Source organism: Brachybacterium sp. GCM10030267 (genome assembly GCF_042666875.1).
Taxonomy (GTDB): Bacteria; Actinomycetota; Actinomycetes; order Actinomycetales; family Dermabacteraceae; genus Brachybacterium.
The window spans coordinates 125,333-149,594 of record NZ_JBHTCX010000002.1; the positions used below are offsets into that span (position 1 = coordinate 125,333).

Here is a 24,262-nt window from a genome sequence, read left to right on the forward strand (position 1 = left end):
GGTCACCCTCGTCGATCCGCTGGATGAGAACGAGGTCGACCGCATCACCCAGGTCGACCTGAACCAGGAGATGCAGCACTCCTACCTCGACTACGCGATGAGCGTGATCGTCTCCCGCGCGCTGCCGGACGTGCGCGACGGCCTCAAGCCCGTCCACCGCCGCATCGTCTACGCGATGTACGACGGCGGCTACCGCCCCGACCGCTCCTTCTCGAAGTGCGCGAAGGTCGTCGGCGACGTGATGGGCAACTACCACCCCCACGGCGACAGCGCGATCTACGACGCCATGGTGCGCCTGGTCCAGCCGTGGGCGATGCGGTACCCGCTGATCCTGGGACAGGGCAACTTCGGCTCCGCGGGCGATGACGGTGCGGCCGCACCCCGGTACACCGAGTGCAAGATGGCGCCCCTGGCGATGGAGCTGGTGCGGGACATCGACCAGGACACGGTCGATACCCAGGGCAACTACGACAACACCATCGACGAGCCCGTCGTGCTCCCGGCCCGCTTCCCGAACCTGCTGGTCAACGGCTCTGCCGGGATCGCGGTGGGCATGGCCACCAACATCCCCCCGCACAACCTGCGGGAGGTCGCGGGGGCCGTCCAGTGGTACCTCAGGAACTACGAGGCCACCAAGCCCGAACTGCTCGAGGCCTGCCTCGAGCACATCAAGGGGCCCGATTTCCCCAACGGCGCCACGATCGTCGGCACCAAGGGCATCGAGGACGTCTACCGCACCGGTCGCGGCTCCATCACCCAGCGCGCCGTGGTCTCCACCGAGGAGATCAACGGCCGCATGTGCCTCGTGGTGACCGAGCTGCCGTACCAGGTCAACCCCGACAATCTCGCCCGCAAGATCGCCGAGATGGTCAAGCTGGGCAAGATCCAGGGCATCGCCGACATCACCGACGAGACCTCGGGCCGCACCGGCCAGCGCCTGGTCATCACCCTCAAGCGCGACGCGGTCGCCAAGGTGGTGCTGAACAACCTCTACAAGCACACCCAGCTGCAGGAGAACTTCTCGGCGAACATGCTGGCCCTGGCCGGCAATGTGCCCCGCACCCTGTCGATCGACTCGTTCGTCCGCGAGTGGACCAAGCACCAGATCGATGTCATCGTGCGCCGCACGCAGTACCGGCTGCGCAAGGCCGAGGAGCAGATCCACATCTACCGCGGCTACCTCCGCGCCCTGGACGCGCTGGACGAGGTCATCGCGCTGATCCGCCGCTCCCCGGACGCCGACGAGGCACGCACCGGGCTGATGGAGCTGCTGGAGATCGACGAGCTCCAGGCCAACGCGATCCTGGCGATGCAGCTGCGCCGACTGGCCGCCCTGGAGCGCCAGAAGATCATCGAGGAGCACGACCGGCTGCAGGCCCTGATCGAGGAGTACAACGCGATCCTGGCCTCCCCGCAGCGCCAGCGCGACATCGTCTCCGAGGAGCTGTCCGAGATCGTCGACAAGTACGGCGACGACCGCCGCACCCAGATCCTCCCGTTCGACACCGACATGTCGATGGAGGACCTGATCCCCGAGGAGGACGTGGTCGTCACCATCACCCGCGGCGGCTACGTCAAGCGCACCCGCGCCGACCAGTACCGCGCCCAGAAGCGCGGCGGCAAGGGAGTGCGCGGGGCCTCGCTGCGCGCGGACGACGTGGTCGAGCACTTCTTCACCACCACCACCCACCGCTGGCTGCTGTTCTTCACCAACCAGGGGCGGGTCTACCGTGCCAAGGGCTACGAGCTGCCCGAGGCCCCGCGGGACGCCAAGGGCCAGCACGTGGCGAACCTGCTCGCCTTCCAGCCCGACGAGAAGATCGCCTCGGTCCTGACGATCGATACCTACGAGGATGCCCAGTACCTGGTGCTGGCCACCCGTTCGGGGCTGGTCAAGAAGACTCCGATGCCGGCGTTCGACTCCAACCGCACCGGCGGCATCATCGCCATCAACCTCCGCGACATCGACGGCCCGGACGGGCCCGAGCCGGACCGGCTGATCGCCGCCCGCGCGGTCGACAGCGAAGACCATCTGCTGCTGGTCTCCCGCAACGGGCAGTCCGTGCGGTTCCCGGCCGGTGACGACGTGCTGCGCCCGATGGGCCGCGCCACCTCCGGCGTGACCGGCATGAAGTTCCGCCATGACGACCAGCTGCTGGCCATGGACGTCGTCCGGCCCGGCCAGTACGTGGTCACCGTGACCGAGGGCGGCTACGCCAAGCGCACCAGCATCGACGAGTACCGCGTCCAGGGCCGCGGCGGTCTGGGCATCCGGGTCGCCAAGCTGCCCGACGACCGGGGCCACCTCGTCGGCGCCGCCGCCGTGGAGGAGTCCGACGAGCTGCTCGTGGTCATGGAGCGCGGCCGCGTGGTCCGCTCCCGCGTCGCCGAGGTGCCGGCCAAGGGCCGCACCACCATGGGCGTCGTCTTCGCCAAGCCCGACAAGGGCGATCAGATCCTGCTGGTCACCGCCAGCCCCGAGTCCGAGGTGGACGAGGAGCTGGCCGAGGTCGCGGAGACCCCGGACCTCGACGAGGGCGCGGCGGCAGAAGGCGGGGATGCTGTGGAGATCTCGAGCGAGGACGAGTCGCAGTCAGCTCCGGCCCCCTCCGATGATCTAGGCTCTGACGAGTCCGACCGGTCGCCCTCCGGCGGCGACGACACGATCGAGGAGTGATCCGTGAGCACGAGTGACTCGAGGACTGCCTCCACGTCCCGCACGTCCTCCCCCCAGAGCGCGTCGCCGGATGCGACCTCGAAGCTCCCGGTCGTCGAGGACGGCACGGAGACCGACGGCTCCTCCGACGAGAGGATCGGCACCGGGAAGGGCTCCGCCGCCCGGGGTGCCAGCCGCAGCCCGAAGAAGGAGACCGCGAGCTCTGCTGCGGCCTCCGCCGAGAAGCAGCGGCGCGGGCCGCGCCGCGTGCGGCTGACGCTGGCCCGGCTCGACCCGTTCTCGGTGATGAAGCTGTCCTTCCTGGTGGCCATCGCCATCGGTATCGCGACCGTGGTCGCCGTGGTCCTGATGTGGAACCTGGTCGACGCCATCGGCCTGTGGACCCAGATCGATCAGCTGGGCCGTGACCTCAACGGCGGTGATCCGCTGCCGTTCATGGAGTTCTTCGAGTTCTCCAAGATGGTCAGCTACGGCACCATCGTCGCCGTGGTCAACGTCGTGATCATCACCGCGCTGGGCACGCTGCTGGCCTTCCTCTACAACCTGGTCGCCGCGCTCCTGGGCGGGCTGAAGGTCACCTTCACCGACGACTGATCCTGCACCACGCACTGGACGGGCGGGCACCTGCGGGTGCCCGCCCGTTGCGCGTCTGCGGTCAGTTCCTCCACATCGGCTGCAGGGTGGGGCCGTTCTCGGTCAGCCGGATCGGCTCGCCGTGGGCCGAGAATCCGTGGCGGAGGTAGAGGGCGCGATTGGCGGGGGCGGAGGCCTCGAGGTACAGGGGCAGCCCGAGCTCCCGGGCACGGGCGATCCCGGCCTCGATCAGGGCGTGGCCCGCTCCTCGGCCCCGCTGCTCGGGAAGCACGGCCATCGAGACCAGGTGCAGGTGCGGCAGGCGCGGCGTGCGGGCCGCGGTGGCCCGTTCCACGGCCCGCAGCCGCCGGGTCGCGGTCTCCTGGGCCGGGGGTTCGCCGTCCTCCGGGTCCTCGTCGCTCGGGCCGGTTTCGGGGACCGGCACCCAGATGGAGACCCCGATCGGGGAGTCCGCCGCGTCCAGCGCGAGGATCACTGCATCGGCCTCGAGTGCGGCGCGCAGGGAGTCGCGGAAGCTCTCGCGCAGCCGCGCATCGCGGCGGGCGGGATCGGGGAGCGCCCAGGCGGTGACGGCCTCGTCGGCGAAGGCAGTGGCGCACAGGTCGACGACGGCGTCGTACTCGTCGGCGGTGGCGGCTCGGGCGGTGATGGCTGACGTCATCGTGGGTGCTCCTCGGTCCGGTCCTGCTGGGACTGCTGGTTCTCGCACGTTCCCCACCAGGCTCGTGGCAGTGCGTCCGGAGGGGGAGTAGTTTCGTCACAGCACCCTGTGTGACGAAAAGGGAGGCCGATGTGACGTGCTCCGAGTGCGGGAAGAGCTGGGCCGATCAGCGCGGGGCCGGGCGCCCTCGTCGGTACTGCTCCAGGTCGTGCCAGGCCCGGGCGTACCGTCGGCGTCGCGACGAGGGGCGGCTCCGCTCCGCCGCGCGACCCGCCGCAAGGCGCACCGGGCCCGACTCCGACGCAGCCGGGCAGGTCGACATCGAACGCGCGCTCGATGCCGCTGTCGCCCTGGCTGACCGGCAGGGCATCGGCGCCGTGACCTTCGCGGCCCTCGCGGGGCGGACCGGCGCGTCGATGAGCACCATCCGGCAGCTGGTGGGCACCCGGGACCGACTGGTGGCCCTGATGGTCCAGAGGATCGTCGCGCGCAGCAGCCGGGAGGGCCGCAGCGGGCAGGAGTCGCACCGGAAGGATCCACCGGTCGAGAGGCTGCGGGCCCTCGCGCAGGAGGAATGGCAGCGGTACCTGGCCCATCCGTGGCTGGTGGAGGTCCTGGCCAGCACCCGTCCTCCGCTGGTGCCGGCCGTCCTGGAGGCGTCGCGCGCCATGGTGGAGGCCTTCGTGGAGATGGGGTTCGACGCGGACTCGGCGCTGCGCCGGTACCTGGCGCTGAGCGGCTACATCCAGGGGATGGGCCTGCTGGTCGCGGCGGAGCAGCAGGAGGCCGGCAGCACCGGCATCGCCTACGGTGCCTGGTGGGCCGACGAGGTGCGGCGCCTGGACCGTACCGGCGTGCGGCGGGGCCATCCCTGGCTCGCCGAGCTCACGGAGCAGCCGCACGATGCCGGCGACTCGTTCGACGCCGATCGCGCGTTCCAGGAGGGCCTCGGCCCGATCCTCGACGGGCTGGCAGCCGGGGCGCCGACGGCCTGAAGGCGCTACTGCAGCTCGGTGACGTCAGCGACCTGTGCCTGCAGATGCGTGAGAGCGGGCTCGGCCGCAACGGTCACGGCGACGCCGTGGGCGCCCGCGCCGAGGGAGATGCGGCGCGTGGGATCCCCGGCCAGGGAGGCATCCACGATCACCGGCCAGGCGGTGGTGGCGCCGAACGGGGTGATGGTCCCGCGCTCATAGCCGGTGACATCCCTGGCGACGTCCTTGTCGGGCATGGACAGGCGGTTCACGCCGAGCACGGCGCGCAGCTTCGGCCAGGAGATCTCGCGATCGCCGGGCACCAGCACGAACAGGAAGTCCCCCTCGGCGCGGCGCACCACGAGCGTCTTGACGATCGATCCGGGCTCGACCCCGCGCGCGGCGGCCGCCTCGGCGAGGGAACCCACCCGCCCGTGCCGGGTGATCTCGTACTCCAGGCCGGAGGCCTCCAGGGCCTCGATCGCGCGGTGTTCGCTCATGTCCTCACGATAGTGACCCCGGCGCGCGATGGCGGGGTGGGGCGGGACACCGGATCCTGGGGCCGGCGGGCCCCGGTGGTTAGAGTCGAGTGATGCCACCTTCCCCCGCCGTGACCGCCCAGGCCGATCCCGTCGAGACCGAGGTCGACGCCGGCGTCGATGCCCCGGAGGACTATCCGTGGACAGGACCGGCGGTGCGCTCGGCACTGCTGCTCAGTGCCGGCATCGCGAACCTCGATCCGACGGGCGGAGTCGACGGCCCCACGGAGGATCAGGACGAGCCCCTGGTGGACGTCGCGGCGATCGAGGCGGCCCTGGCGACGGACGGCGCGGCGCCGCTGGCCGAGCGCACCCTGGTGGTGGCCGTCGGCTCCAACCAGACCCCGGAGACCATCGCCCGCAAGTACGCCCGCTCCGGGCGGGATCTGCACCCGGCGACCCCGTTCGTGCGGTGCACGGTGCGCGGTCTCGCCGTCGGCCACTGCGCCCACACCTCCCGGCGCGGGTACATCCCGGCGGCGCCCTATCGGGCCGAGGACGTGCGCACCGAGCTGGTGGCCACCTGGTTCGACGACGAGCAGCTCGCCGTGGTCGACGAGACCGAGCCGAACTACGAGCGGGTGCGCCTGGACGCGGCGCGATTCCCGCTCACGCTGGCCACGGGTCATCGGCCCGCCCACTACGACGTCTACGCCTCCAGCTGGGGAGTGGTCAGCCGCGACGTGCCCGTGCCCCTGCGCCACCGCCAGCAGGAGATGTTCGACGAGCTCGTGGCCCACACCGGCAGCGATCAGGCGCGCGGGACGGCCGCCGAGGTCTGCGCCCGCTTCGCCGCGGCGCCCGATGCTCTGAACCAGCTTCTGCACGAGCACGGACTGGTGGCCCAGGACGGCTTGCCGCGCGTCGCGAGCTGACCTCCGGTCATCCCACCCGGAAGTCGACGCGGTGCCAGCCGCTGGCCCCGTTCGGAGCCGGGTTCGCACGCTGCTCGGTCTGGACCTCGCCCTCGCCGTCCGTCGCCCGCACCTCGGCGGTGTGCTCGCCGGGGGCAGCCTCCTCCCAGCGCAGGGACCATTGCGCCCACGTGTCAGCGCTGACCTCGGAGCCGAGGGTGGCCTCCCGCCACTCACCGTCGTCGATGCGCACCTCGACCGCCGCGATCCCGCGCTGCTGCGCCCAGGCGGTGCCGCCGAGCATGACAGCTCCCTCGGCATCGGGCGCGAGGGTCGCCGAGGAGCGGGGCACGTCGATGCGGGAGGCGGTCTTGATGGGGCCGCGCTCGGACCAGCCGCGGGTGGACCAGTAGGCGGTGTCGTCGGCGAAGCGCGTCACCGTCAGCTCCGTCAGCCACTTGGTGGCTGAGACGTACCCGTACAGCCCCGGCACCACCATCCGCACGGGATAGCCGTGCTCCTGCGGCAGCGGCTGACCGTTCATGCCGACGGCGAGCAGCGAGTCGCGCCCGTCGGTCAGGGCCTTCAGCGGGGTGGAGGCGGTGAATCCGTCGACCGAGCGGGAGAGGACCATGTCCGCGCCCTCCCGCACCCCGGCGCGCTCGAGCAGGGTGGCCACGGGCACGCCGAGCCAGGTGGCATTGCCGGCCAGATCGCCGCCGACGGGGTTGGAGACACAGGCCAGGGTCACGTGCGCCTCGGTCATGGGTTCGGCGAGGAGATCCTCGAAGCTCAGGGTGAGCTCGCGCTCCACGAGTCCGTGGATGCGCAGCTGCCAGGTCGTGGGATCCACGCGCGGCACGGCGAGGGCGGTGTCGATCCGGTAGAAGTCGTCGGTGGGCGTCAGGAACGGGGGCATGCCCGCAACATCGATCTGGGCGCCCTCCGGGATCTCCTCGGCGCGGGACCGGGGCGAGGGGAGAGTGAACTCCGCCGCCCGGCGCGCGAGATCGCGGGAGGCGTTCACCCCGCGAGCCCCCGCGGCGACGACGACGGCGAGCACTCCGACCGCCCCGACGCCGACCAGGGAACGCCGGCGCGTCCAGGCCGCCTCGGCCGCGCCGTCGTCATCGGCCGGGACCGACGGGCCACGGACGAGGCGCAGCAGCATCAGCAGCGCCGGCACCGCGACCACGGTGCCGAGCACGGTCGGGATCGCGTCGACCGCGGTGTTCTGCGCCCTGGTCAGCACGATCACGGCGGCGAACAGCCCGAGCCCGGCCAGCACCACGGCGGCGATGGCGGGACGGCGCGAACCGAGCCACCCGTTCAGTCCCGTCAGCACCACGTAGACGGTGAGCATCGAGGCGAACAGCACCGTCTTGTCGTGGGTGCCGAACAGGGCGATGGCGAGGTCCTTCACCGCCGGCGGGATGATGTCGATGAAGCCGCCGCCGACGGCGACGAACGGCGCGGAGGAGGAGCTGAAGGCCAGCGACGCGAGCTCGGCGACGGCCAGCAGCACGATGCCGGCGATGACGCCCGCGAGCACCGACCACCACGAAGCGTGCTGAGGGGGACGGGCGAGGGTGCTCACGAGAGATCTCCCAGCGTCATGGGGTCGGGGGCGGGGTGGTGCTTGCAGTGTGCGCCGTCAGGGACGGATCCGCCACAGCAGGGGATCACAGGTCCCTCTCGAAACCCCCGTACTCTTCGTCCTTCCCGTGGCCTGTGACCTCCCGTACAACTGCCCTGGCCGGTTGGACGCGATAGGCGGTGGCGCGGTAGCGTAGCTCGTCGGTGGCTGAGGCCGGTACGCTTCGGAGATCAGCCCCCATGGGCCTATAGCTCAGTCGGTTAGAGCGCTGTCCTGATAAGACAGAGGTCACTGGTTCAAGTCCAGTTAGGCCCACTTCGAGGATCGGAGGACTCGTGAAGACGTTCATCAAGGTCGCCGCCGTCCTGATCGGCACGTCCGCCGCCGGTCTCCTCGCCTGGCGGAAGGTCGAGTCCGACCGGATGCGCAATGATCTGTGGAGCGAGGCCGAGCGCGTCTCCGCAGAGCAGGACGCAGCCGCAGAACAGGCCGAGTCCGCTCCCGCGGCTCAGATCTGATCCACCAGATTCATCCCGGCGCCACGGCGCTCAGGGGCCTTGGCGCAATTGGTAGCGCATCTGCTTTGCAAGCAGAGGGTTAGGGGTTCGAGTCCCCTAGGCTCCACGGACATCGAGAAGGCCGGTCCCCGTAGCGTCGGGGACCGGCCTTCTTCGTGTACCGGCAGGTCACGGGTTCTTTCAGGGAGGAAACGGCAGGCCCGCTCCCTATCGTCGGATACCCGTCCGGGGTATGGTCCCTCGATGGGGACCGCGATTCGACTCAGTCAGCGACAGGCGCGTGATCACGCCGCGTACTGGGCACGAGCACGGGCGGAGTCAGGCGAGATCACCTACCTCGCCCTCGGCGACTCCGCTGCCGTGGGGGTGGGCGTGGACGACCCGCAGCAAGGGTACGTCGGCGTCGTCGCACGACGACTGGCCGAGGCCACGGGCCGGAGCGTACGCACGGTCAACCTCGCTGTCAGCGGAGCGAGAGCACGAGACGTCCTCGACGACCAGATCCCTTGCCAGACCGCCCTTCCGCCGCCGGATCATGTGACCTGCGTGGTCGGCGGAAACGACGTTGCCTGGGCGCCGCGCTTCCGCGCTGCCGAGTTCGCGGAGACCATGGCGGCCATCGCCGGCGCTCTGCCGGCGAACTCGGTGATGGGCCTCGTGCCACGGTTCGGCCATTGGCCCTATGAAGGACGGGCCCGCCGGGCCAACAGAATCATCCGGGATCGGGCCGACCTGCAGGGTCACCCGGTGGCCGAGATCCATGCGTACACGACCAGGATTCCTCTGCTCCGCTCCGTGAGCCTCCTGGCCGGGGACTACTTCCACCCCAACGCCGCAGGGCATGAACTGTGGGCCGACGCCGTCTGGGAAGCTCTGCCTCGCTAGCAGCGGTGCACGGTGCCCCGGAGGTCCGTCAGCTCGCCGCGGACTCCATGCCCGTCGCCCGCAACAGTGCCTCGACCGCGGCCATGCTGCCGGTGACGCGCACGTCGGGCATGTCCGCGAGCGGGGCCTGGCCCAGGACGCATGCCTTCCACCCCGCGGTGGTCGCGTCCACCTCGGCGTCGATCGGACCGGCAGGCGACTCCTGCTCGACGCGGGCGCCCTCATGGCTGACATAGGCGGTGTAGGTGACCGGATCGGCGCCGGCGATCCGCGAATCGGACAGCCTCAGCACGACCCGGGCGGGTGCCGAGGAGCCGGCGTCCGCCCGGGCGTGGGCGCGCATGGCCAGGACCAAGGTGTCGGGGCTCATGTCGGCGTCCCACGGCAGATCGGGGGAGTCGACCGCCCACAGCGAGAGAGCCGCGTTGACGGCCTCCAGCTTGGATCCCCACGGGGTGAGCTCATAGACGTCCACCCGCGCCGGAGCCGGCAGTGTGCGCCGTACGGCGATGCCCCGCGCCTCGAGGTCCCGCAACCGCTGCGAGAGCACGGTGGGGCTGATGCCCAGGATGTCCCTCTGGAGATCGGCGAACCGTTTGGGGCCGAGCAGCAGCTCACGGACGACGATCAGCGTCCAGCGTTCGCCGATCAGATCGAGGGCGTGCGCGGCCGCGCAGCCGTCGTTGTAGGAACCGTAGGAACGCCGCGAACTCATCGGACCATCGTACCGCCGAAACTACTTGACCTGTAGTGGGCACTACACATACTGTAGTGCCCATCACGATGGCGACAGCGAGGGGCGGGCGGGGACATGTCACTGACCAAGGCCGAGGTGTGGACGCTGGTGCATGCCGAGCGCGACCGGTTGGGGGAGGACCTCTCCGAGCTCGAGAGGCCGCAGTGGCAGGCGCCGTCGCTCTGCCGCGGATGGAGCGTGCACGACGTCCTGGCACACCTGCTCGACACGGCGCGCACCGGGAAGCTCGGCTTCGCCGCGAGCATGGTCCGGGCCAAGGGCGACTTCGACCGCGCCAACGAGAACGGCGTGCGCCGCAGCAGGCACGACCAGCCGGAGCAGACCTTGGCGGCATTCCGCGCGGCGAGCCACCTCGAGCGGATCCCACCCGCGCACCGGGCGACGCGTCTGGTCGAAGCGATCGTCCACGGAGAGGACATCCGCCGCCCTCTGGGCATCACGGGGAACTACCCCCGCGCCGGGGTGCACGAGGCCATGGCCTACCAGCTCCGTACACCGACCTCCTTCGGAGGCGGGCGGGAGCGGGCCGACGGGGTGCGGCTGATCGACGCCGGCAGCGGCGTCTCCTAGGGCGACGGGCCCGAGGTGACCGGAGCAGCGGTGGACCTGCTGCTGGCCGTCTCGGGTCGCCGCCTCGACCCCGAACTGCTCTCCGGGCCGGGCGCATCTCGGCTGACACGAGAGGTCTGAGCCTGATGACGGACGACGACACGCCCCTGGCTACCTTCACTCTCGAGATCGTGGCGGATGCCAACAGCGGATGGCCCAGTGTGCAGGTGCCGGGTTCCGCTGCTCTGCTCGGCACCGCGAAGGCCATCCGCATCGCAGCGCGCGTGAACGGGCACCCCTACGAGGCCACCCTGCTCCCCATCGGCGGAGGCGTCCACATGCTCCCGATCCGCGCGCCTTTCCGCCGTCAGCACGGGGTGGACGTCGGCGACCGGGTCGAGCTGACTCTGCTGCGATGAGCTACCGGCCCCCTCGGCGTCACCACGGCTCGCTCATCGTGACCACGACCTTCCCCGTGCCTCGCCCCCGGCCCAGGCTCGCGAGGGCCTCGGCGCCGCGCTCGAGCGGATAGCGCGCGCTGACCGTCGGCCGCAGCCGGCCGCCCTCCACCAGGTCGAGCAGGGCTGCGAGGTCCTCCTGGGATTCGTGGGAGAAGAGCATGACCAGGCGCTGCCGGGACACCGGATTCAGCAGTCCCGCCAGCGCGGAGCGGCCCAGCCCGCCGGCGATAGCCCGTTCGGGCTCGGAGCCGACGATGACCAGCGCGCCCGTCGGCGTCAGTGCCGAGCGCAGGCGCCGCAGCGGGCGGTGGCCGCCGGTGTCGATGATGGCGTCGAAGGGGCCGCGCTCCAGCGGGTCCTCCCGGGTGTGGTCGATGACCTCCGTGATCCCCAGCTCGCGCACCAGCTCGACCTTCCCGGTGCTGCAGGCCCCGGTCACCGCCGCGCCGTCGGCCCGTGCGATCTGAGCGGCGAGATGCCCCACGCCGCCCGCGGCGCCGAGCACGAGCACCCGCTGACCGGGGCGCACCTGAGCCGCGTCGCGCACTGCATGCAGCGCCGCGCAGCCGGAGACGGGCAGGGCCGCGGCCTCCTCGGCGCCCAGCGTGTCCGGGCGCCGGTGGAGCCGGTCGGCCCGGGCCCGCGCGAACTCGGCCATTGATCCGTCACCGCTGCAGGCCAGGCCGAACACCTCATCACCGACCGCGAATCCCTCGATGCCCGGCCCGAGCGCGTGGACGCGCCCGGCGAGATCGCTGCCCAGCACCCGTCCCTCCCGCCCGGGGCGCGAGAGCCGCACCATGGCCGGCCGGCCCTCGAGGAGATGGACCACGCCGGCATCGAGCCCCGCGGCCGCCACCTCCACCACGACCTCTCCCGGCCCCGGCTGCGGCATCGGCCGCTCCCGCAGCGGCAGCGTCTCCGGCCCTCCGAAGCGCTCCTGGACGAGTGCGCGCATAACATTCCCCTTACGCCGTAAGCCTTACGCTGTAAGTCAACGTAGGCTGGCTTCGCGCGGACGTCAAGGGCGGTCTGCGGCCGAGGGAACGGACGAGGGGGCGGACGACGGATGGACTCGCGGCGGTCGACGCAGCGCGCAGCGCTCACACCGGAGCGCATCGTCGCGGCGGCGCTCGAGCTGGCCGACGCCGACGGCATCGCGGGCGTGTCCATGCGCGCAGTCGCCGGCCGCCTGGGCGTGCAGGCGATGTCGCTGTACAACCACATCCCGGGCCGCGAGGCCCTGCTCGACCACATGGTCGATGCCGTCTTCTCCGAGATCTCCCCGCCCGATCCCGCGGCCGGCTGGCGGGCCGCGATGGAGCAGCGAGCCTGCTCCGCGCGCGCCGTGCTCGCGCGCCACCACTGGGCCGTCGGCCTGCTCGACTCCCGCAGCCGGCCGGGCCCGGCCACGCTCGAATACCACGAGGCGACCCTGCGCTCCTTGCGCACCCACGGCTTCTCCGTCCCGGCCACCGCGCACGCCGTCGCCGCACTGGACGCCTATATCTACGGGTTCGTGCTGCAGGAGGTGAGCCTGCCGTTCTCCAGCCCCGATGAGCTCGAAGCCGTCGCGGAATCCCTCCTGGACGAGGAGACGGCCCGCCGCTACCCCTTCTTCACCGAGTTCGCCCGGACCCATGCGCTGCAGCAGGGCTACGACTTCGGCGCCGAGTTCGAGCACGGCCTGACGATGCTGCTGGATTCCCTCGCCCCCGACCGGCCGGACGTTCCCACCTCTTGACGTCGGTCCCCCGAGCGGGGAGATTGAGCGCACAGTCACACGACGCAGTCTCAGCCCCAGAAAGCAGGGAGCGCGATGAGCACGAGCACAGTCGAGAGATCACGAGGAAGCTACGTCGATCGTCCGTCGTCCAGTTCGCTGGCCGACGTCGTCGAGATCATCCTGGACAAGGGCCTGGTCATCGACGCCTACGTCCGCGTCTCGCTGGTCGGGATCGAGATCCTGACGGTCGACCTCCGCGTCGTCATCGCCAGCGTCGACACGTACCTCCGCTTCGCCGAGGCCACCAACCGGCTCGACCTCACCCAGCAGGGCGGGCGCGATCTGCCCGACATGATGGGCGGCATGGTCGAGGACGGCGCCCAGGGCAAGACCAAGGGCGCGGTCCAGGGCCTGAAGGACGCCGTCATGCCCGGCAAGGGCGATTCGGACGGCGATGAGCAGAACGCCGAGCAGACCAAGCAGAAGCAGGCCTCGGAGTCCGAGTGACATCGACCCCTGCCATGACCACCGAGACCTCTGACCTGTACCTGTACGGCGTCGTGCCGTCGGACTACGAGGTCCCGGGCGACCTCCAGGGAGTGCAGGGCAAGCCCGTGCGCACGGTCGGCTCCGGCCGCACCGCCGCAGTGGTGGGCGAGCTGGAGCCGACCGAGGCACTGGGCACCCCCGACGACCTGATGGCGCACACGCGCGTGCTCGATGCCATCGGCCGGACGCGTCCGGTGCTGCCGATGGCCTTCGCGACCGTGTTGGAGGGTGACGCCGACGTCGAGGCCGACGTGCTCGCACCCCGCGAGGACGTCTACGTCCAGGCGCTGGAGCACCTCGAGGGACACACCCAGTACACGCTCGCCGTGCGGTTCGACCGCGACCAGGCACTGCGCGAGATCGTCACCGGCAACGACGAGGCGGCCCGCCTGCGCGAGGCGATCGCCGGCACCAGCGAGGACGAGACCCGCCCGCAGCGGATCCGGCTGGGCGAGATCATCGTGCGCACCCTGGAGAGCTGGCAGCCGGCGGAATCCGACATGGTCCTGGCCCGGCTCCGCGAGGTCACCGCCGACGTCTCCGTGCGCAGCACGGGCGGGGCGGACGACGTGGTCGAGGCCGCGGTGCTCGTCCCCCGCGGGGAGCTCGAGCCCTTCGAGGCCGCGATCGAGGACCTCGCCCGCGAGCACCACGAACGCCTGCGCTTCCGACTGGTCGGGCCGCAGGCCCCGTACGACTTCGTGCCGGAGGTGTAGGGAGCATGGGACTGTTCTCCGCCCTCCTGGGCGCACCGCTGCTGCCGATGCGGGGCACCGTCTGGGTCGCCGAGCAGGTGCTCGAGGAAGCCGAGCGCCAGTACTACGATCCCGCCGCGATCCGCCGCGCCCTCGAGGAGGTCGCCGACGCCCGCCAGGCCGGCAGCATCGACGAGGACGAGGCCGACCGGCTCGAACGCGAACTGGTCGCCCGGCTGATGGAATCGACCCGCCGAGCCCGCGCGAAGGAGACACCATGAACGACGACGAGAACCAGCAGCAGGGCCACGGCGAGAACGACGAGCAGCAGAGCCAGCACCAGCAGAGCCAGGACCAGGGCGAGCAGCAGAGCCGCCGCGTCTCCGCCGTCGACGCCGTCAAGAAGGCCCTCGACCAGTTCAGCACTCTGACCGGCCGGGCCCCCGAGTCCGTCGTCGGCGTCCGCTGGCACGAGGACCGCTGGAAGGTGCGCCTGGAGGTGGTCGAATCCCGCCGCGTCCCGGACAGCGCCGATCTGCTGGCCGAGTACGAGGTCGATCTCGACGGCGGAGGCGACCTGCTCTCCTATGATCGGAAGGACCGATACGTCCGCGGCCGCCCCTCGGACTGAGTCCCGGGTCCCGACAGTCAGGAGTCAGTGATGAGCATGGTCAACCAGTCCGGCCGCGCGATGGAGCCCCAGCGCGACCGCGAGGGGACCCTCCTGCACGTCGTCGAGACCCTGCTGGACAAGGGGCTCGTCCTCAACGCCGACATCATGGTCTCCGTCGCCGGCGTCGAGCTGCTGGGCATCCGGATCCGCGCGGCCCTGGCCTCGTTCGAGACCGCAGCCCGCTACGGCCTGGACTTCCCCGCCGGCACGGACCGCGACACCGTCGCCTGGCGCGAGGCGATCGAGCAGAAGGACACCTGCCCGCAGTGCGGCAAGCGCGCCGAGCTCAAGCAGCTGATGAACGAGTTCTGCCCCTGGTGCGGCTGGCAGAGCGCGAAGTCGAAGAGCCTCGAGGCGGGGGAGACCCGGGAGCTGGACTCCGCGGCGCAGGCCGACGCGGGGACCCGGGACGACTGAGGCCGCCGTCGTGGCCGAGCCCTCCGAGGGATCCCAGCGCGCCCTGGAACCCACGCGCGACCCCCGCGCGACCCTGCCGGATCTCCTCGAGGTCCTGCTGAACAAGGGCGTCCACCTGGACCTGGACCTCATCATCTCGGTGGCGGAGATCCCGCTGATCGGGGTGAACCTGCGCGCGACCATCGCCGGCATCGAGACCATGCTCGAGTACGGCATGATGCGCCAGTGGGACGAGCAGACCCGCGCCTGGGTGCGCGCCTCGATGGCCCGCCACCTGCCGCTGGCCGACGGGGAGGACCTGATCGCCAAGATGGCCGGCGGCCACTACCAGGAGGGCTTCCACCGCACCTGGCGCCCCGGCAGCGCCTACCTCACCGACCGGCGCCTGATCATCCACCGCCGCGATCCCGCCGAGACCCTCTGGCAGGCGCCGCTGGCAGCGATCACCGCGATACGCCCGATACGCGAGGACTCCGTCGGCGGCGAGCAGCGCACCCGGATCCTGGTCACGCTCGAGGACGGGACGGAGTCGAAGCTCTCCGCCGTCGAGCCCGACCGCCTCATCTCACTCGTCCGTGAGCAGACCGGGCTGACCGGCGACGACGAGCCCGTCGACGTCGGCCCTCTGCGCGAGGGGCCCATGTGGTACCTCGAACCGCGGGCCGACGGGGGGATCTGGCGCACCGGCCGGGCGGTGCTCAGCGCCGACGAGGGCCTGGTGTGGAGATCGCCGCTGGACATGCGGGCACCGGTGCGGATCCAGCCGGCCGAGATCACCGCGGCGGAGCTCACGGACGTGCCCGACCCCACGGCCGACGCGACGATCCTCGAGCTCACCACCGCCGACGGCACGATCCGCCTCTCGGCCCCGGACATCGCACAATGGCAGCAGCAGCTCCAGGAGCGGAAGGAGGTCTCCCATGGCACTGGAAGTCGATGAGGCGAGCCTCAAGCACGGCGTGCTCACCCTGGTGGTCACGCTGGTCGAGGTGATCCAGGAGGCGCTGGAGACCCAGGCTGTGCGCCGGATGGAGGGCGGCGATCTCACCGAGGAGGAGCAGGACCGGCTGGGCGAGGCGCTGCTCGAGCTCGATGAGGCCATGGAGCAGATCAAGGCCGAGCACGGCATCACCGACTCCGTCACCGACCTCCACCACGGTCTCGACGACGTCGTCGACGAGGTCGTCGACAAACTGATCAATCCCGCCCGCTGGGCCGAGGAGCAGCGGAAGGACACCACCGGATGAGCGAGCTGTACGTCTATGCGGTGATCCCGGCCGGCCCGTTCCGCCCCCGCGTCCGCGGCATCGACGGCAAGGAGCTGGACGTCGTCACCTCCCGGGCCGCCGGCGTCGCCGCCGTCGTCCACGCTCATGACGCGCCGCCGTACGAGGGGCCCGACGACGAGGTCAAGCGCTGGATCCTCGAGCACAGCGACGTGGTCGAGGACGCCTGGAACGGGGCCGGTGCGGTACTGCCCGTGTCCTTCAACGTGATCGTGCGGCCGGACGACGAGACGGGCGCCTCGGCCGCCGATCAGCTGCGGGCCTGGCTGGAGTCCACCGGGGACGGCCTGGCGCGCCGGCTCGGCGAGCTCGACGGGACCGCCGAGCTGCGCATCGAGATCTCCCTGGACCGTGAGGAGCACACCCGGGCCGACCCGGAGATCGCCCGTCAGCTGGAGGAGATGGCCGATCGTCCCGCCGGGGTGCGCCGGCTGATGGAGAAGAAGCTCGAGAAGACCTCGAAGGAGCGCACGGATGCGGCGGCCGACGAGCTGTACCCCTCGTGGCGCTCTCGGATCGCCGCCCACTGCCTCGAGATCGAGGAGTACCGCGCGCCGGTCCGCGAGGCCTCTCTGGTGCCGGTGATCACCGCCGCCTGCCTGGTCCGGGCCGATGCGACCCGGGCCCTGGGCGAGGAGCTCGCCGAGATCGACGACTCCCATCCCGCCGCCCGCATCCGCTTCCTGGGGCCCTGGCCCCCGTACTCCTTCGCGGACGTCGGCGCGCCGCAGTAGCCTCAGCCGAAGATCGCCCGCAGCGTCACGACACTGATGGCGCCGATGAGTCCGGCGCACGGCAGGGTGATCACCCACGCCAGCGCGATCGGCCGCATCAGCTTCCAGTTCGCGGCCCGGTTGACGATGCCGACGCCGAGCACGGCGCCGATGAGGATATGCGTGCTGGAGACGGGCAGGCCCAGCACCGAGGCCGCCATGACGACGCCCGCGGCGGAGAGTTCGGCGGCGAAGCCCGAGGCCGGATGCATCGTGGTGAGGTTCGTGCCGACGGTGCGGATCACCCGTCGGCCGATGAACCACAGCCCCGCCATCAGCGCGACACCGCAGGTGACCATGGCCGGCAGCGGCACGGCGGCCTCCGCGTCGATGGACTGGTTGCGCAGCACGTCGATCACCGCGGCGAACGGGCCGATGGCGTTGGCGATGTCGTTGGAGCCGTGGCTGAAGGCGAACGCGGCGGCGGTGAAGACCTGCATCCAGCTGAACATGAGGAACGTCGAGCGCGAGAGCGTCTGGTCCTTCAGGGTCTTGGCGAAGATGAACACAGCCATCCACACGGCGGCCCCGATCATGCCCATGATCAGGAAGTTCCCCACCGAGCTGATCTCCAGGTGGAGATTCTTCAGCCCCTTGAACAGCAGCATCGAGGAGATGACGATGGAGCCGAACGCCGCCAGCAGCGGCACCCAGGTCTCCAGCGCCCGATGAGTGTCCACCGCGTCCCGATCGGACTCGATCTCGTGGAGGCGGCGGAAGTAGTCCGATTCGAGCTCCTCGGGATCGACATCGTGCTGGGTGACCGTCACGGCGTCGCGGGTCATCGCGTTGGTGTAGGAGATCTGCTGGAGCTCGTCGAGCCGCTCGAAGTCCCTGCGGTGCTCGCGGCGCAGCTCGGCCCGCTTCTGCTTGAACTCGCGCAGCTTGGCGTCGGCCTCCTCGTTGTAGACCAGGATGTGCTGCTTGATCCGGCCGAACAGGAACCAGGCGACGGCTCCGCCGAGGACGGGGGAGAGCACCCAGGAGAAGGCGATCTGGCCGATCTGGCCCCACTGGATCATCTCCGCGCCGCCCGCACCGGTGACGACGCCGAGGGTCAGGGCCGCCCCGACGATGCCGCCGATGATGGAGTGGGTGGTCGAGACCGGCCAGCCCATGCGGGTGGCGATCAGCAGCCAGACGGCCGCGCCCAGCAGGGCGGACATCATGATGAACACGAAGTCCATGGGGGCGAGGTCCACGGCGCCGAGGTCCACGATGCCGCTGCGGACCGTGTCGGTCACCTCGCCGCCGGCCAGCACGGCGCCGCTGACCTCGAAGATCGCCGCGACCATGAGGGCCTGCTTCATGCTCAGGGTGCCGGCGCCGACGGAGGTGCCGAAGGAGTTGGCGACGTCGTTGCCGCCGATGTTGAAGGCCATGAACAGCCCGAAGATGATCGTGGTGATCAGGATCGTGCGGTTCGCCTCGTCCCCGATGTAGTCGAAGGACCACAGGGTGAAGCCGATCAGTGCGATGGCCATCAGCAGGCCGAAGCTGACATGCCACCAGCGGTCCGGGCCGAGGAACCCGGCCTTCTCGGTGGGGATGTCTGCGCGGGGCGGGGCGGTGTCCTGAGACATGTGAGGAGCTCCCGAGGGATGAGAGGACTGTCCGCCCACAGGGTGCGCCGCGCGGGGAGAATCCAGGTGACCTCTCAGTGGACACCTGAGGACGGACCGCCGAACTCCGGGAAGCTCGAGGCGTACAGCGGTGAGCGCGACAGTTACCGAACCGTGACAGCGCGTCCCGGGCGGTGGCCGAATACTGACCGGATCCTCGCCTCGGCCCAGTCTCGGGTATATGTCCAGCACTGCGACGCACTGCCCGTACTGTGCCCTGCAGTGCGCCCAGACGCTCACCGCCACCGATGGGGAGCCGCTGGAGGTGGACGGCCGCGACTTCCCCACCAACCGCGGGGGCCTCTGCCGCAAGGGCTGGACCTCGGCGGAGGTCCTCACCGCCCCGGACCGGATCACGACGCCCCGGCTGCGTACGGCCGACGGGGGATTCCGCGATGCGAGCTGGGACGAGGCTCTCGAGGTCGTCGCCTCCGGCATCCGCGAGCAGCAGGCCCGCCGCGGTGCCGATGCCGTCGCGGTGTTCGGGGGTGGGGGCCTGACCAATGAGAAGGCCTACGCCCTGGGCAAGTTCACGCGGGTCGTGCTGGGCTCGCGCTTCATCGACTACAACGGTCGCTTCTGCATGTCCGCCGCCGCGACCGCCTCGAACCGCTCCCTGGGACTGGACCGCGGTCTCGGGTTCCCGCTCGCCGATCTCGGCGGCGCGGACGCCGTGCTGCTGCTGGGCTCGAACGTCGCCGCGACCATGCCCCCGTTCGTCCAGCATCTGGCCGGAGTGCGGGAACGGGGCGGGCTCGTCGTGCTCGACCCGCGCGCCTCGGCCACCGCGGCGCTGACGTCCGACGGGGCCGGCACCCACCTCGCCCCTGTGCCAGGCACCGACCTGGTGGTGATCCTGGCCCTGATCCACGTGGTCCTCGCCGAAGGACTGGTCGACGGGGAGTACATCGACCAGCGCACCAGCGGGCTCGAGGATCTGCGCGCCGCCGCGGGCCTGTGGTGGCCCGAGCGCGCCGAAGCCGTGTGCGGGATCGGCGCCGATCAGATCCGCGGCGTCGCGCGCTCTCTCGCCGCGGCGTCCCCGTCCCGGGGCGGTGGTGGCGCCTACATCCTCACCGGCCGCGGCGTGGAGCAGTCCACGCAGGGCACCGCGACGGTCACCGCCGCCATCGACCTGGCCCTGCTGCTGGGATTGATCGGCCGGCCCGGTTCGGGGTACGGGCCCATCACCGGCCAGGGCAACGGCCAGGGCGGTCGCGAGCACGGATTGAAGTCCGACCAGCTGCCCGGCTACCGCCAGATCGCCGACCCCGCCGCCCGCGAGCACGTGGCCGGTGTCTGGGGCGTCGACCCCGATTCCCTGCCCGGCCCCGGCGTGCCCGCCGTGGAGCTGCTCAGCATGCTCGGCACCCCGGATGGCCCCAGCGCCCTGATCGTCAGCGGGGCCAACGTCGTCGTCTCCGCCCCCAACTCGGCGGCGGTGCGGGAGCGGCTGGCCTCGCTCGATCTCCTCGTGGTGCTGGACACCGTGCCCTCGGAGACCGCCGAGTGCGCCGACGTGATCCTCCCCGTCGCCCAATGGGCCGAGGAGGAGGGCACCATGACCAACCTCGAGGGTCGCGTGATCCGTCGCCGCCGGGCCCGGCCGGCACCCGGTGAGGCCCGCAGCGAGCTGTGGATCCTCCACGAGCTCGCCGCCCGTCTCGGCCACCCCGAGGGGTTCCCGACGGACGCCTCGGCCATGTTCGACGAGCTGGCCCGCGCCTCCGCCGGCGGCCGCGCCGACTACGCCGGTCTCAGCTATGAGCGCCTCGACCGCGAGGGCAGCATCCAGTGGCCGTGCCCGGCTCCGGATCATCCCGGCACTCCGCGGGTCTTCCTCGACGGCTTCCCCACGCCCGACGGCCGTGCGCGGCTGGTCCCCGTGGAGCACCACGTCTCGCACGACGACGTGCGCACCGACGCCCCGATCCACCTGACCACCGGGCGCCTGCTCGAGCAGTACCAGTCCGGGGCGCAGACCCGCCGGGTGCCCTCGCTGCTGGCGGCCCGGCCGGAGTCGTTCGTCGAGATGCACCCCCTGCTCGCGGACCGGCTCGGCATCGAGGAGGGCGACGGCGTCCACCTGCACACGCGTCGCGGGGAGACCACCGCGCCCGCACGGATCACCGAGGCCATCCGCCCCGACACCGTGTTCATGCCCTTCCACTACTCCGGGCCGGGCAGCGCCAACCTGCTGACGAGCGACGCCACCGACCCGTTCTCCGGGATGCCCGGATTCAAGATGACCGCCGTCGAGATCACCCCCCAGGAGAGGAGTCCCGCATGAGGATCGTCGTGATCGGACACGGCATGGTCGGCTCCCGGTTCGCCGCCGACATCGTGCGCGCCGACCCGTCGGCCCAGGTCACCGTGCTGGGCCAGGAGGACCACCAGCCGTACAACCGCGTGATGCTCTCCTCCCTGGTGGCCGGGAAGACGGACGCCGGATCCCTCGCGCTGGAGACCGAGTCGAGTGACCGCCTGCGGGTGCTGCGCGGGGTGCGGGCCGTCGGCATCGACCGCGCCCGGCGCGAGGTGACCGACGCCCGTGGCGAGCTGCACACCTACGACCGGCTCGTGCTCGCCACCGGCTCCGCCCCGCGGATCCCCGACGTGGCCGGCCTGCGCGCCGCCGACGGGCTCGCCGGCGGCATCAGCGCCTTGAAGGACCTCGACGACGCCCGACGGATCCTCGAGACCGCGGGCCGCGCCGAACGGGCCCTCGTCCTGGGAGCCGGCGTGCTCGGCCTCGAGGTCGCCACCGGCCTCGCCGCCCGGGGACTGCGCGTCACGCTGGTCCACCACCGCGACCGGCTGATGGAGCGGCAGCTGGACCCGGATGCCTCCGAGATCGCCCGCACCTCCCTGGAGCGGCTCGGCATCGACGTCGTCACCGGCGTCACCGCTGCTCGCGCCACCCTCGAGAAGGGCGGGGTGGCGAGCGTGGAGCTCTCCGACGGCAGCTCGCATTCGGCGCAGCTGATGGTGCTGTGCGCCGGCACCGTCCCGCACGTGGCGCTGGCCTCCGAGGCGGGGCTCGAGTGCGATCGCGGCATCGTCGTCGGCCATGATCTCGCGACCACGCTGGATCCAGCCGTGTTCGCCATCGGGGACTGCGCCCAGCCGCCGGAAGGGGCGAGCGGCCTGGTCGCGCAGGGCTGGGAGCATGCCCGCCGGCTCGTCGAGTCCTGGACACCGCGCGGCGCGGACGCGCCGGTCGCACCGGCCGCCGCGACGGACTCGCTGCGCGGGCGCGAGCTGGTGCGCGTCAAGGCCGTCGGCTTCGCGCTGGTGGCGATGGGCCGCATAGATCGGCCCGAGCCGGAAGCACATGCGCCGCGGTCAGTACGCCTGAGCGACCCCTCCGGCGGCCGCTACACCGAGGTGGTGGTGCAGGAGGGCCGGCTGATCGCCGCCACCGTGATCGGGGATGACGAGGCGGCGGCCTCGCTCAGCGCGGCCTTCACCCGCCGCACGCCGGTCCCGCGCGACCCGGTGCATCTGCTGGCCAGGCCACTGGCGTCCCAGGCGGCGGCTCCCGTGCGCCGGCCGCAGGAGATGGACGACGCCGACGTGATCTGCCAGTGCAACGGGGTCACCAAGGGCACGATCTGCGGGGCCATCCGCTCCGGATGCGCCACCCCGGCGGCCGTCTCCAAGGCCACCCGCGCCGGCACCGGCTGCGGCACCTGCCGCTCCCAGCTCGAGGAGCTCATCGCGACGGACGACGGTCAGGTGCCGGCGATCCTCGACCCCTCGGCCGCCGCGGAGCATCAGCCGGCCTGAGCGACGGGCCGGCGAGCCTGCATGAGCCGATCGGCGCCCGCGACCCGCGCGACCAGGGCGAGCCGCGCCCGCCGCGGCAGCAGACCCGCGACCCACGCGACCGGACCCGTCGACCGGTTCGCCTCGGCGGTCGGGCCGGGGACGGGTCTCTCGACGGCGCGCAGCATGGCCGTCGCCACCTGCTCCGGGGTCTTCCGGTTCCCGCTGTACTGCTCGCCGCCGATCCGGTCGAAGAATTCGGTGGCGGTCAGGCCGGGGGCGAAGGCCACGGTGCGGATACCGCTGCCGCGCAGCTCCCACCACAGGGCCTCGGTCAGCGCGATCCCGAAGTTCTTCGTCGCGGCGTAGGTGGCCATGCCCGGGATCGGCTGGTACCCCGCTTCGCTGGTGACGTTTATCAGCATGCCGTGACCCGCCGCGCGCAGGTCGGGGAGGAAGGTGTGGCACAGGTCGACCACGGCCGCGATGTTCACGGCGACCTCGTCGGCCAATCGTTCGGGGTCCTCGTCCTCGAACGCTCCGTCGCTGCCGAAACCGGCATTGTTGACGAGGCTGGTGACGCCCACTCCGCGCCGCGCCAGCTCGTCGCGGATCGCCGGGCCGGGACGACGCACGGAGAGGTCGGCCGGGACGGTCTCGACGCGGATGTCGTGAGCGTTCCGCAGCTCATGGGCGAGGGCGTCGAGCCGGTCGATCCGGCGCGCCACCAGAACGAGGTCGGAGCCACGGGCGGCAAGCTCCCGAGCCACGGCACGGCCGATACCCGAGCTGGCGCCGGTGATGAGGGTGGTCTGTGAAGAGAAGTCGAGGTTCGTCATGACGCCACCATACGTCACGTATGGCACTGAGTGCCAGAAGTGGCGCAGAGGTCTGCTGGTCGATATCATCGCCGGATGACCGATTCCCCGGAGAGCCTTCGCGACCGCACCCGGCGGGAGGTTCGCCGGCAGATCGCCCAGGCAGCGACAGGGCTGTTCGTCCAGCAGGGTTTCGAGGCCACGACGGTCGACCAGATCGCGGCGCAGACAGGCATCTCCCGTCGGTCGTTCTTCCGGTACTTCGCCAGCAAGGAGGACGTCGTCGTCGGTGAGCTGGCCGATCGGGGAGCGATCGTGGCGGCCGCGCTCGCCGAGCGCCCGGCGGAGGAGTCGCCGTGGGATGCGATGAAGGCGGCCCTGCTCGAGCTGCAGGCGTCGATGCGAGTTAGTGACGAGATGGAACTGGAGTTCGGCCGGATCCTGTACGACACCCCGTCCCTGCGGGCACGCCACCTGGAGAAGCAGCTCAGCTGGCAGGAGCTGCTGGTCCCGATCATGGCCGAGCGCGTCCGGGCGGCGGATCCGGATTCGGCCATCGAGCCCGAGCTCGCCGCGGCCGCCATCGTGGTCGCCTCGCTCACCTGCCTCGATGTCGCGGGGGAGCACTGGATCCAGCAGAACGGCGCGGTCTCCCTCGAGCGCCTCTACGACGACGCCGTAGCCGCCGTCCGAAGCTGACCGCCGTGTCGGGGCAGCGCGCGCGCTCAACACTGATCTCGCGTAGGTCGCGCTGCTGTCGCGTCGTCCCGGGCGCTGCGCCATGAGCAGGCCGGCCGTGAGCAGGGGCGGCGGGACTCGGGCGCGGCATGATGGGCGCGATCACGCAGGGCGGCGTGCAGCCATGCCCA

General features: G+C 71.3%; 27 protein-coding genes and 2 tRNA genes. 22 read left to right on the plus strand and 7 right to left on the minus strand.

Going from position 1 to position 24,262, the window contains the following annotated elements; translation table 11 throughout:
* The first annotated feature begins 70 nt into the window (after nt 1–70).
* Nucleotides 71–2,677, plus strand: coding sequence for a DNA gyrase subunit A (gene gyrA, locus ACFQS2_RS00940; RefSeq protein ID WP_377018133.1), 2,607 nt, complete (start codon nt 71–73; stop codon nt 2,675–2,677).
* Between the two features lie 3 nt (nt 2,678–2,680).
* Nucleotides 2,681–3,271 (plus strand): DUF3566 domain-containing protein, encoded by a 591-nt coding sequence (locus tag ACFQS2_RS00945; RefSeq protein ID WP_377792398.1) that lies wholly within the window; start codon nt 2,681–2,683, stop codon nt 3,269–3,271.
* 61 nt (nt 3,272–3,332) lie between these two features.
* On the opposite strand, the gene ACFQS2_RS00950 is transcribed toward ACFQS2_RS00945, so the two are convergent.
* Nucleotides 3,333–3,932, minus strand: a complete 600-nt coding sequence (locus ACFQS2_RS00950; protein WP_377792399.1) for a GNAT family N-acetyltransferase — start codon at nt 3,930–3,932, stop codon at nt 3,333–3,335.
* 416 nt (nt 3,933–4,348) lie between these two features.
* On the opposite strand from ACFQS2_RS00950, the gene ACFQS2_RS00955 reads away from it, so the two are divergent.
* Nucleotides 4,349–4,927, plus strand: coding sequence for a TetR/AcrR family transcriptional regulator C-terminal domain-containing protein (locus ACFQS2_RS00955; RefSeq protein WP_377792400.1), 579 nt, complete (start codon nt 4,349–4,351; stop codon nt 4,925–4,927).
* Nucleotides 4,928–4,932: 5 nt separating this feature from the next.
* Here the strand turns inward: ACFQS2_RS00955 and ACFQS2_RS00960 are convergent, their stop codons facing one another.
* Complete coding sequence (locus ACFQS2_RS00960; protein ID WP_377792401.1) at nt 4,933–5,406, minus strand: aminoacyl-tRNA deacylase; 474 nt, start codon at nt 5,404–5,406, stop codon at nt 4,933–4,935.
* 92 nt (nt 5,407–5,498) lie between these two features.
* On the opposite strand from ACFQS2_RS00960, the gene ACFQS2_RS00965 reads away from it, so the two are divergent.
* Nucleotides 5,499–6,320, plus strand: coding sequence for a hypothetical protein (locus tag ACFQS2_RS00965; RefSeq protein ID WP_377792402.1), 822 nt, complete (start codon nt 5,499–5,501; stop codon nt 6,318–6,320).
* 7 nt (nt 6,321–6,327) lie between these two features.
* Here the strand turns inward: ACFQS2_RS00965 and ACFQS2_RS00970 are convergent, their stop codons facing one another.
* Entirely contained in the window at nt 6,328–7,896 is a 1,569-nt protein-coding gene (locus tag ACFQS2_RS00970; protein ID WP_377792403.1) for a molybdopterin-dependent oxidoreductase, read from the minus strand.
* A gap of 241 nt (nt 7,897–8,137) precedes the next feature.
* On the opposite strand from ACFQS2_RS00970, the gene ACFQS2_RS00975 reads away from it, so the two are divergent.
* The 4 genes from ACFQS2_RS00975 (at nt 8,138) to ACFQS2_RS00990 (ending at nt 9,299) form a co-directional block, all read left to right on the plus strand.
* Nucleotides 8,138–8,211 (plus strand) — tRNA-Ile (locus tag ACFQS2_RS00975).
* 20 nt (nt 8,212–8,231) lie between these two features.
* Nucleotides 8,232–8,414, plus strand: coding sequence for a DLW-39 family protein (locus ACFQS2_RS00980; RefSeq protein ID WP_377792404.1), 183 nt, complete (start codon nt 8,232–8,234; stop codon nt 8,412–8,414).
* Nucleotides 8,415–8,447: 33 nt separating this feature from the next.
* Nucleotides 8,448–8,520, plus strand: a tRNA-Ala gene (locus tag ACFQS2_RS00985).
* Between the two features lie 137 nt (nt 8,521–8,657).
* Nucleotides 8,658–9,299: an SGNH/GDSL hydrolase family protein gene (locus ACFQS2_RS00990; protein WP_377792405.1), complete on the plus strand. Its 642-nt coding sequence runs from the start codon at nt 8,658–8,660 to the stop codon at nt 9,297–9,299.
* Between the two features lie 28 nt (nt 9,300–9,327).
* Here the strand turns inward: ACFQS2_RS00990 and ACFQS2_RS00995 are convergent, their stop codons facing one another.
* Nucleotides 9,328–10,014 carry a winged helix-turn-helix transcriptional regulator gene (locus ACFQS2_RS00995; protein WP_377792406.1) on the minus strand — a complete coding sequence of 229 codons (687 nt, stop codon included), beginning with the start codon at nt 10,012–10,014 and terminating at the stop codon, nt 9,328–9,330.
* A gap of 96 nt (nt 10,015–10,110) precedes the next feature.
* On the opposite strand from ACFQS2_RS00995, the gene ACFQS2_RS01000 reads away from it, so the two are divergent.
* Both ACFQS2_RS01000 and ACFQS2_RS01005 read left to right on the plus strand, forming a co-directional pair.
* Nucleotides 10,111–10,626: a maleylpyruvate isomerase family mycothiol-dependent enzyme gene (locus ACFQS2_RS01000; RefSeq protein ID WP_377792407.1), complete on the plus strand. Its 516-nt coding sequence runs from the start codon at nt 10,111–10,113 to the stop codon at nt 10,624–10,626.
* A 125-nt stretch (nt 10,627–10,751) separates the two neighbouring features.
* Nucleotides 10,752–11,024: a DUF1905 domain-containing protein gene (locus tag ACFQS2_RS01005; RefSeq protein WP_377792408.1), complete on the plus strand. Its 273-nt coding sequence runs from the start codon at nt 10,752–10,754 to the stop codon at nt 11,022–11,024.
* A 19-nt stretch (nt 11,025–11,043) separates the two neighbouring features.
* Here ACFQS2_RS01005 and ACFQS2_RS01010 read toward each other — a convergent pair whose 3' ends face one another.
* Nucleotides 11,044–12,024, minus strand: a complete 981-nt coding sequence (locus tag ACFQS2_RS01010; RefSeq protein ID WP_377792409.1) for an NAD(P)-dependent alcohol dehydrogenase — start codon at nt 12,022–12,024, stop codon at nt 11,044–11,046.
* 111 nt (nt 12,025–12,135) lie between these two features.
* Here ACFQS2_RS01010 and ACFQS2_RS01015 point away from each other — a divergent pair, with 111 nt between their 5' ends.
* From ACFQS2_RS01015 to ACFQS2_RS01055, 9 genes are all read left to right on the plus strand, one after another.
* Nucleotides 12,136–12,810, plus strand: a complete 675-nt coding sequence (locus ACFQS2_RS01015; RefSeq protein WP_377792410.1) for a TetR/AcrR family transcriptional regulator C-terminal domain-containing protein — start codon at nt 12,136–12,138, stop codon at nt 12,808–12,810.
* Nucleotides 12,811–12,885: 75 nt separating this feature from the next.
* Entirely contained in the window at nt 12,886–13,299 is a 414-nt protein-coding gene (gene gvpJ, locus ACFQS2_RS01020; protein ID WP_377792411.1) for a gas vesicle protein GvpJ, read from the plus strand.
* A gap of 14 nt (nt 13,300–13,313) precedes the next feature.
* Nucleotides 13,314–14,057, plus strand: a complete 744-nt coding sequence (locus ACFQS2_RS01025) for a GvpL/GvpF family gas vesicle protein (protein ID WP_377792412.1) — start codon at nt 13,314–13,316, stop codon at nt 14,055–14,057.
* 5 nt (nt 14,058–14,062) lie between these two features.
* On the plus strand, nt 14,063–14,317 hold the full coding sequence (locus tag ACFQS2_RS01030) for a gas vesicle protein GvpG (protein WP_377018027.1): 255 nt from the start codon (nt 14,063–14,065) through the stop codon (nt 14,315–14,317).
* Nucleotides 14,314–14,667, plus strand: coding sequence for a gas vesicle protein (locus ACFQS2_RS01035; RefSeq protein WP_377792413.1), 354 nt, complete (start codon nt 14,314–14,316; stop codon nt 14,665–14,667). The genes ACFQS2_RS01030 and ACFQS2_RS01035 overlap by 4 nt, the downstream gene beginning before the upstream one ends.
* Nucleotides 14,668–14,697: 30 nt before the next feature.
* The gene (locus ACFQS2_RS01040; protein ID WP_377018031.1) at nt 14,698–15,126 is read left to right on the plus strand and encodes a gas vesicle protein; all 429 of its coding nucleotides are present in this window, start codon (nt 14,698–14,700) and stop codon (nt 15,124–15,126) included.
* Nucleotides 15,127–15,136: 10 nt separating this feature from the next.
* The gene (locus ACFQS2_RS01045) at nt 15,137–16,066 is read left to right on the plus strand and encodes a gas vesicle protein (RefSeq protein WP_377792414.1); all 930 of its coding nucleotides are present in this window, start codon (nt 15,137–15,139) and stop codon (nt 16,064–16,066) included.
* Nucleotides 16,047–16,373, plus strand: a complete 327-nt coding sequence (locus ACFQS2_RS01050; protein ID WP_377018033.1) for a gas vesicle protein K — start codon at nt 16,047–16,049, stop codon at nt 16,371–16,373. Before ACFQS2_RS01045 ends, ACFQS2_RS01050 begins: the two co-directional genes overlap by 20 nt.
* Nucleotides 16,370–17,146 (plus strand): GvpL/GvpF family gas vesicle protein, encoded by a 777-nt coding sequence (locus tag ACFQS2_RS01055; RefSeq protein WP_377792415.1) that lies wholly within the window; start codon nt 16,370–16,372, stop codon nt 17,144–17,146. The genes ACFQS2_RS01050 and ACFQS2_RS01055 overlap by 4 nt, the downstream gene beginning before the upstream one ends.
* A 2-nt stretch (nt 17,147–17,148) precedes the next feature.
* Here ACFQS2_RS01055 and ACFQS2_RS01060 read toward each other — a convergent pair whose 3' ends face one another.
* Entirely contained in the window at nt 17,149–18,768 is a 1,620-nt protein-coding gene (locus tag ACFQS2_RS01060) for an inorganic phosphate transporter (RefSeq protein ID WP_377018035.1), read from the minus strand.
* A 220-nt stretch (nt 18,769–18,988) separates the two neighbouring features.
* Between ACFQS2_RS01060 and ACFQS2_RS01065 the strand changes: the two genes are divergently transcribed.
* Both ACFQS2_RS01065 and ACFQS2_RS01070 read left to right on the plus strand, forming a co-directional pair.
* On the plus strand, nt 18,989–21,097 hold the full coding sequence (locus ACFQS2_RS01065) for a molybdopterin oxidoreductase family protein (RefSeq protein WP_377792416.1): 2,109 nt from the start codon (nt 18,989–18,991) through the stop codon (nt 21,095–21,097).
* Entirely contained in the window at nt 21,094–22,596 is a 1,503-nt protein-coding gene (locus tag ACFQS2_RS01070; protein WP_377792417.1) for an FAD-dependent oxidoreductase, read from the plus strand. The genes ACFQS2_RS01065 and ACFQS2_RS01070 overlap by 4 nt, the downstream gene beginning before the upstream one ends.
* On the opposite strand, the gene ACFQS2_RS01075 is transcribed toward ACFQS2_RS01070, so the two are convergent.
* Complete coding sequence (locus ACFQS2_RS01075) at nt 22,584–23,414, minus strand: SDR family NAD(P)-dependent oxidoreductase (RefSeq protein WP_377792418.1); 831 nt, start codon at nt 23,412–23,414, stop codon at nt 22,584–22,586. The two genes, ACFQS2_RS01070 and ACFQS2_RS01075, sit on opposite strands and share 13 nt — an antisense overlap.
* A gap of 75 nt (nt 23,415–23,489) precedes the next feature.
* Here ACFQS2_RS01075 and ACFQS2_RS01080 point away from each other — a divergent pair, with 75 nt between their 5' ends.
* Nucleotides 23,490–24,092, plus strand: coding sequence for a TetR/AcrR family transcriptional regulator (locus ACFQS2_RS01080; RefSeq protein ID WP_377792419.1), 603 nt, complete (start codon nt 23,490–23,492; stop codon nt 24,090–24,092).
* The last annotated feature ends 170 nt before the right edge of the window (nt 24,093–24,262 follow it).

What these genes read in the sequence shown, in the direction of transcription:
- gyrA (WP_377018133.1), top strand. Translation starts at nt 71, where the DNA reads ATGCAGCACTCCTACCTCGACTACGCGATGAGCGTGATCGTCTCCCGC.
- ACFQS2_RS00950 (WP_377792399.1), bottom strand. Translation starts at nt 3,932, where the DNA reads ATGACGTCAGCCATCACCGCCCGAGCCGCCACCGCCGACGAGTACGAC.
- ACFQS2_RS00955 (WP_377792400.1), top strand. Translation starts at nt 4,349, where the DNA reads ATGAGCACCATCCGGCAGCTGGTGGGCACCCGGGACCGACTGGTGGCC.
- ACFQS2_RS00960 (WP_377792401.1), bottom strand. Translation starts at nt 5,406, where the DNA reads ATGAGCGAACACCGCGCGATCGAGGCCCTGGAGGCCTCCGGCCTGGAG.
- ACFQS2_RS00965 (WP_377792402.1), top strand. Translation starts at nt 5,499, where the DNA reads ATGCCACCTTCCCCCGCCGTGACCGCCCAGGCCGATCCCGTCGAGACC.
- ACFQS2_RS00990 (WP_377792405.1), top strand. Translation starts at nt 8,658, where the DNA reads ATGGGGACCGCGATTCGACTCAGTCAGCGACAGGCGCGTGATCACGCC.
- ACFQS2_RS00995 (WP_377792406.1), bottom strand. Translation starts at nt 10,014, where the DNA reads ATGAGTTCGCGGCGTTCCTACGGTTCCTACAACGACGGCTGCGCGGCC.
- ACFQS2_RS01000 (WP_377792407.1), top strand. Translation starts at nt 10,111, where the DNA reads ATGTCACTGACCAAGGCCGAGGTGTGGACGCTGGTGCATGCCGAGCGC.
- ACFQS2_RS01005 (WP_377792408.1), top strand. Translation starts at nt 10,752, where the DNA reads ATGACGGACGACGACACGCCCCTGGCTACCTTCACTCTCGAGATCGTG.
- ACFQS2_RS01010 (WP_377792409.1), bottom strand. Translation starts at nt 12,024, where the DNA reads ATGCGCGCACTCGTCCAGGAGCGCTTCGGAGGGCCGGAGACGCTGCCG.
- ACFQS2_RS01015 (WP_377792410.1), top strand. Translation starts at nt 12,136, where the DNA reads ATGGACTCGCGGCGGTCGACGCAGCGCGCAGCGCTCACACCGGAGCGC.
- gvpJ (WP_377792411.1), top strand. Translation starts at nt 12,886, where the DNA reads ATGAGCACGAGCACAGTCGAGAGATCACGAGGAAGCTACGTCGATCGT.
- ACFQS2_RS01025 (WP_377792412.1), top strand. Translation starts at nt 13,314, where the DNA reads ATGACCACCGAGACCTCTGACCTGTACCTGTACGGCGTCGTGCCGTCG.
- ACFQS2_RS01030 (WP_377018027.1), top strand. Translation starts at nt 14,063, where the DNA reads ATGGGACTGTTCTCCGCCCTCCTGGGCGCACCGCTGCTGCCGATGCGG.
- ACFQS2_RS01035 (WP_377792413.1), top strand. Translation starts at nt 14,314, where the DNA reads ATGAACGACGACGAGAACCAGCAGCAGGGCCACGGCGAGAACGACGAG.
- ACFQS2_RS01040 (WP_377018031.1), top strand. Translation starts at nt 14,698, where the DNA reads ATGAGCATGGTCAACCAGTCCGGCCGCGCGATGGAGCCCCAGCGCGAC.
- ACFQS2_RS01050 (WP_377018033.1), top strand. Translation starts at nt 16,047, where the DNA reads ATGGCACTGGAAGTCGATGAGGCGAGCCTCAAGCACGGCGTGCTCACC.
- ACFQS2_RS01055 (WP_377792415.1), top strand. Translation starts at nt 16,370, where the DNA reads ATGAGCGAGCTGTACGTCTATGCGGTGATCCCGGCCGGCCCGTTCCGC.
- ACFQS2_RS01060 (WP_377018035.1), bottom strand. Translation starts at nt 18,768, where the DNA reads ATGTCTCAGGACACCGCCCCGCCCCGCGCAGACATCCCCACCGAGAAG.
- ACFQS2_RS01065 (WP_377792416.1), top strand. Translation starts at nt 18,989, where the DNA reads ATGTCCAGCACTGCGACGCACTGCCCGTACTGTGCCCTGCAGTGCGCC.
- ACFQS2_RS01070 (WP_377792417.1), top strand. Translation starts at nt 21,094, where the DNA reads ATGAGGATCGTCGTGATCGGACACGGCATGGTCGGCTCCCGGTTCGCC.
- ACFQS2_RS01075 (WP_377792418.1), bottom strand. Translation starts at nt 23,414, where the DNA reads ATGACGAACCTCGACTTCTCTTCACAGACCACCCTCATCACCGGCGCC.
- ACFQS2_RS01080 (WP_377792419.1), top strand. Translation starts at nt 23,490, where the DNA reads ATGACCGATTCCCCGGAGAGCCTTCGCGACCGCACCCGGCGGGAGGTT.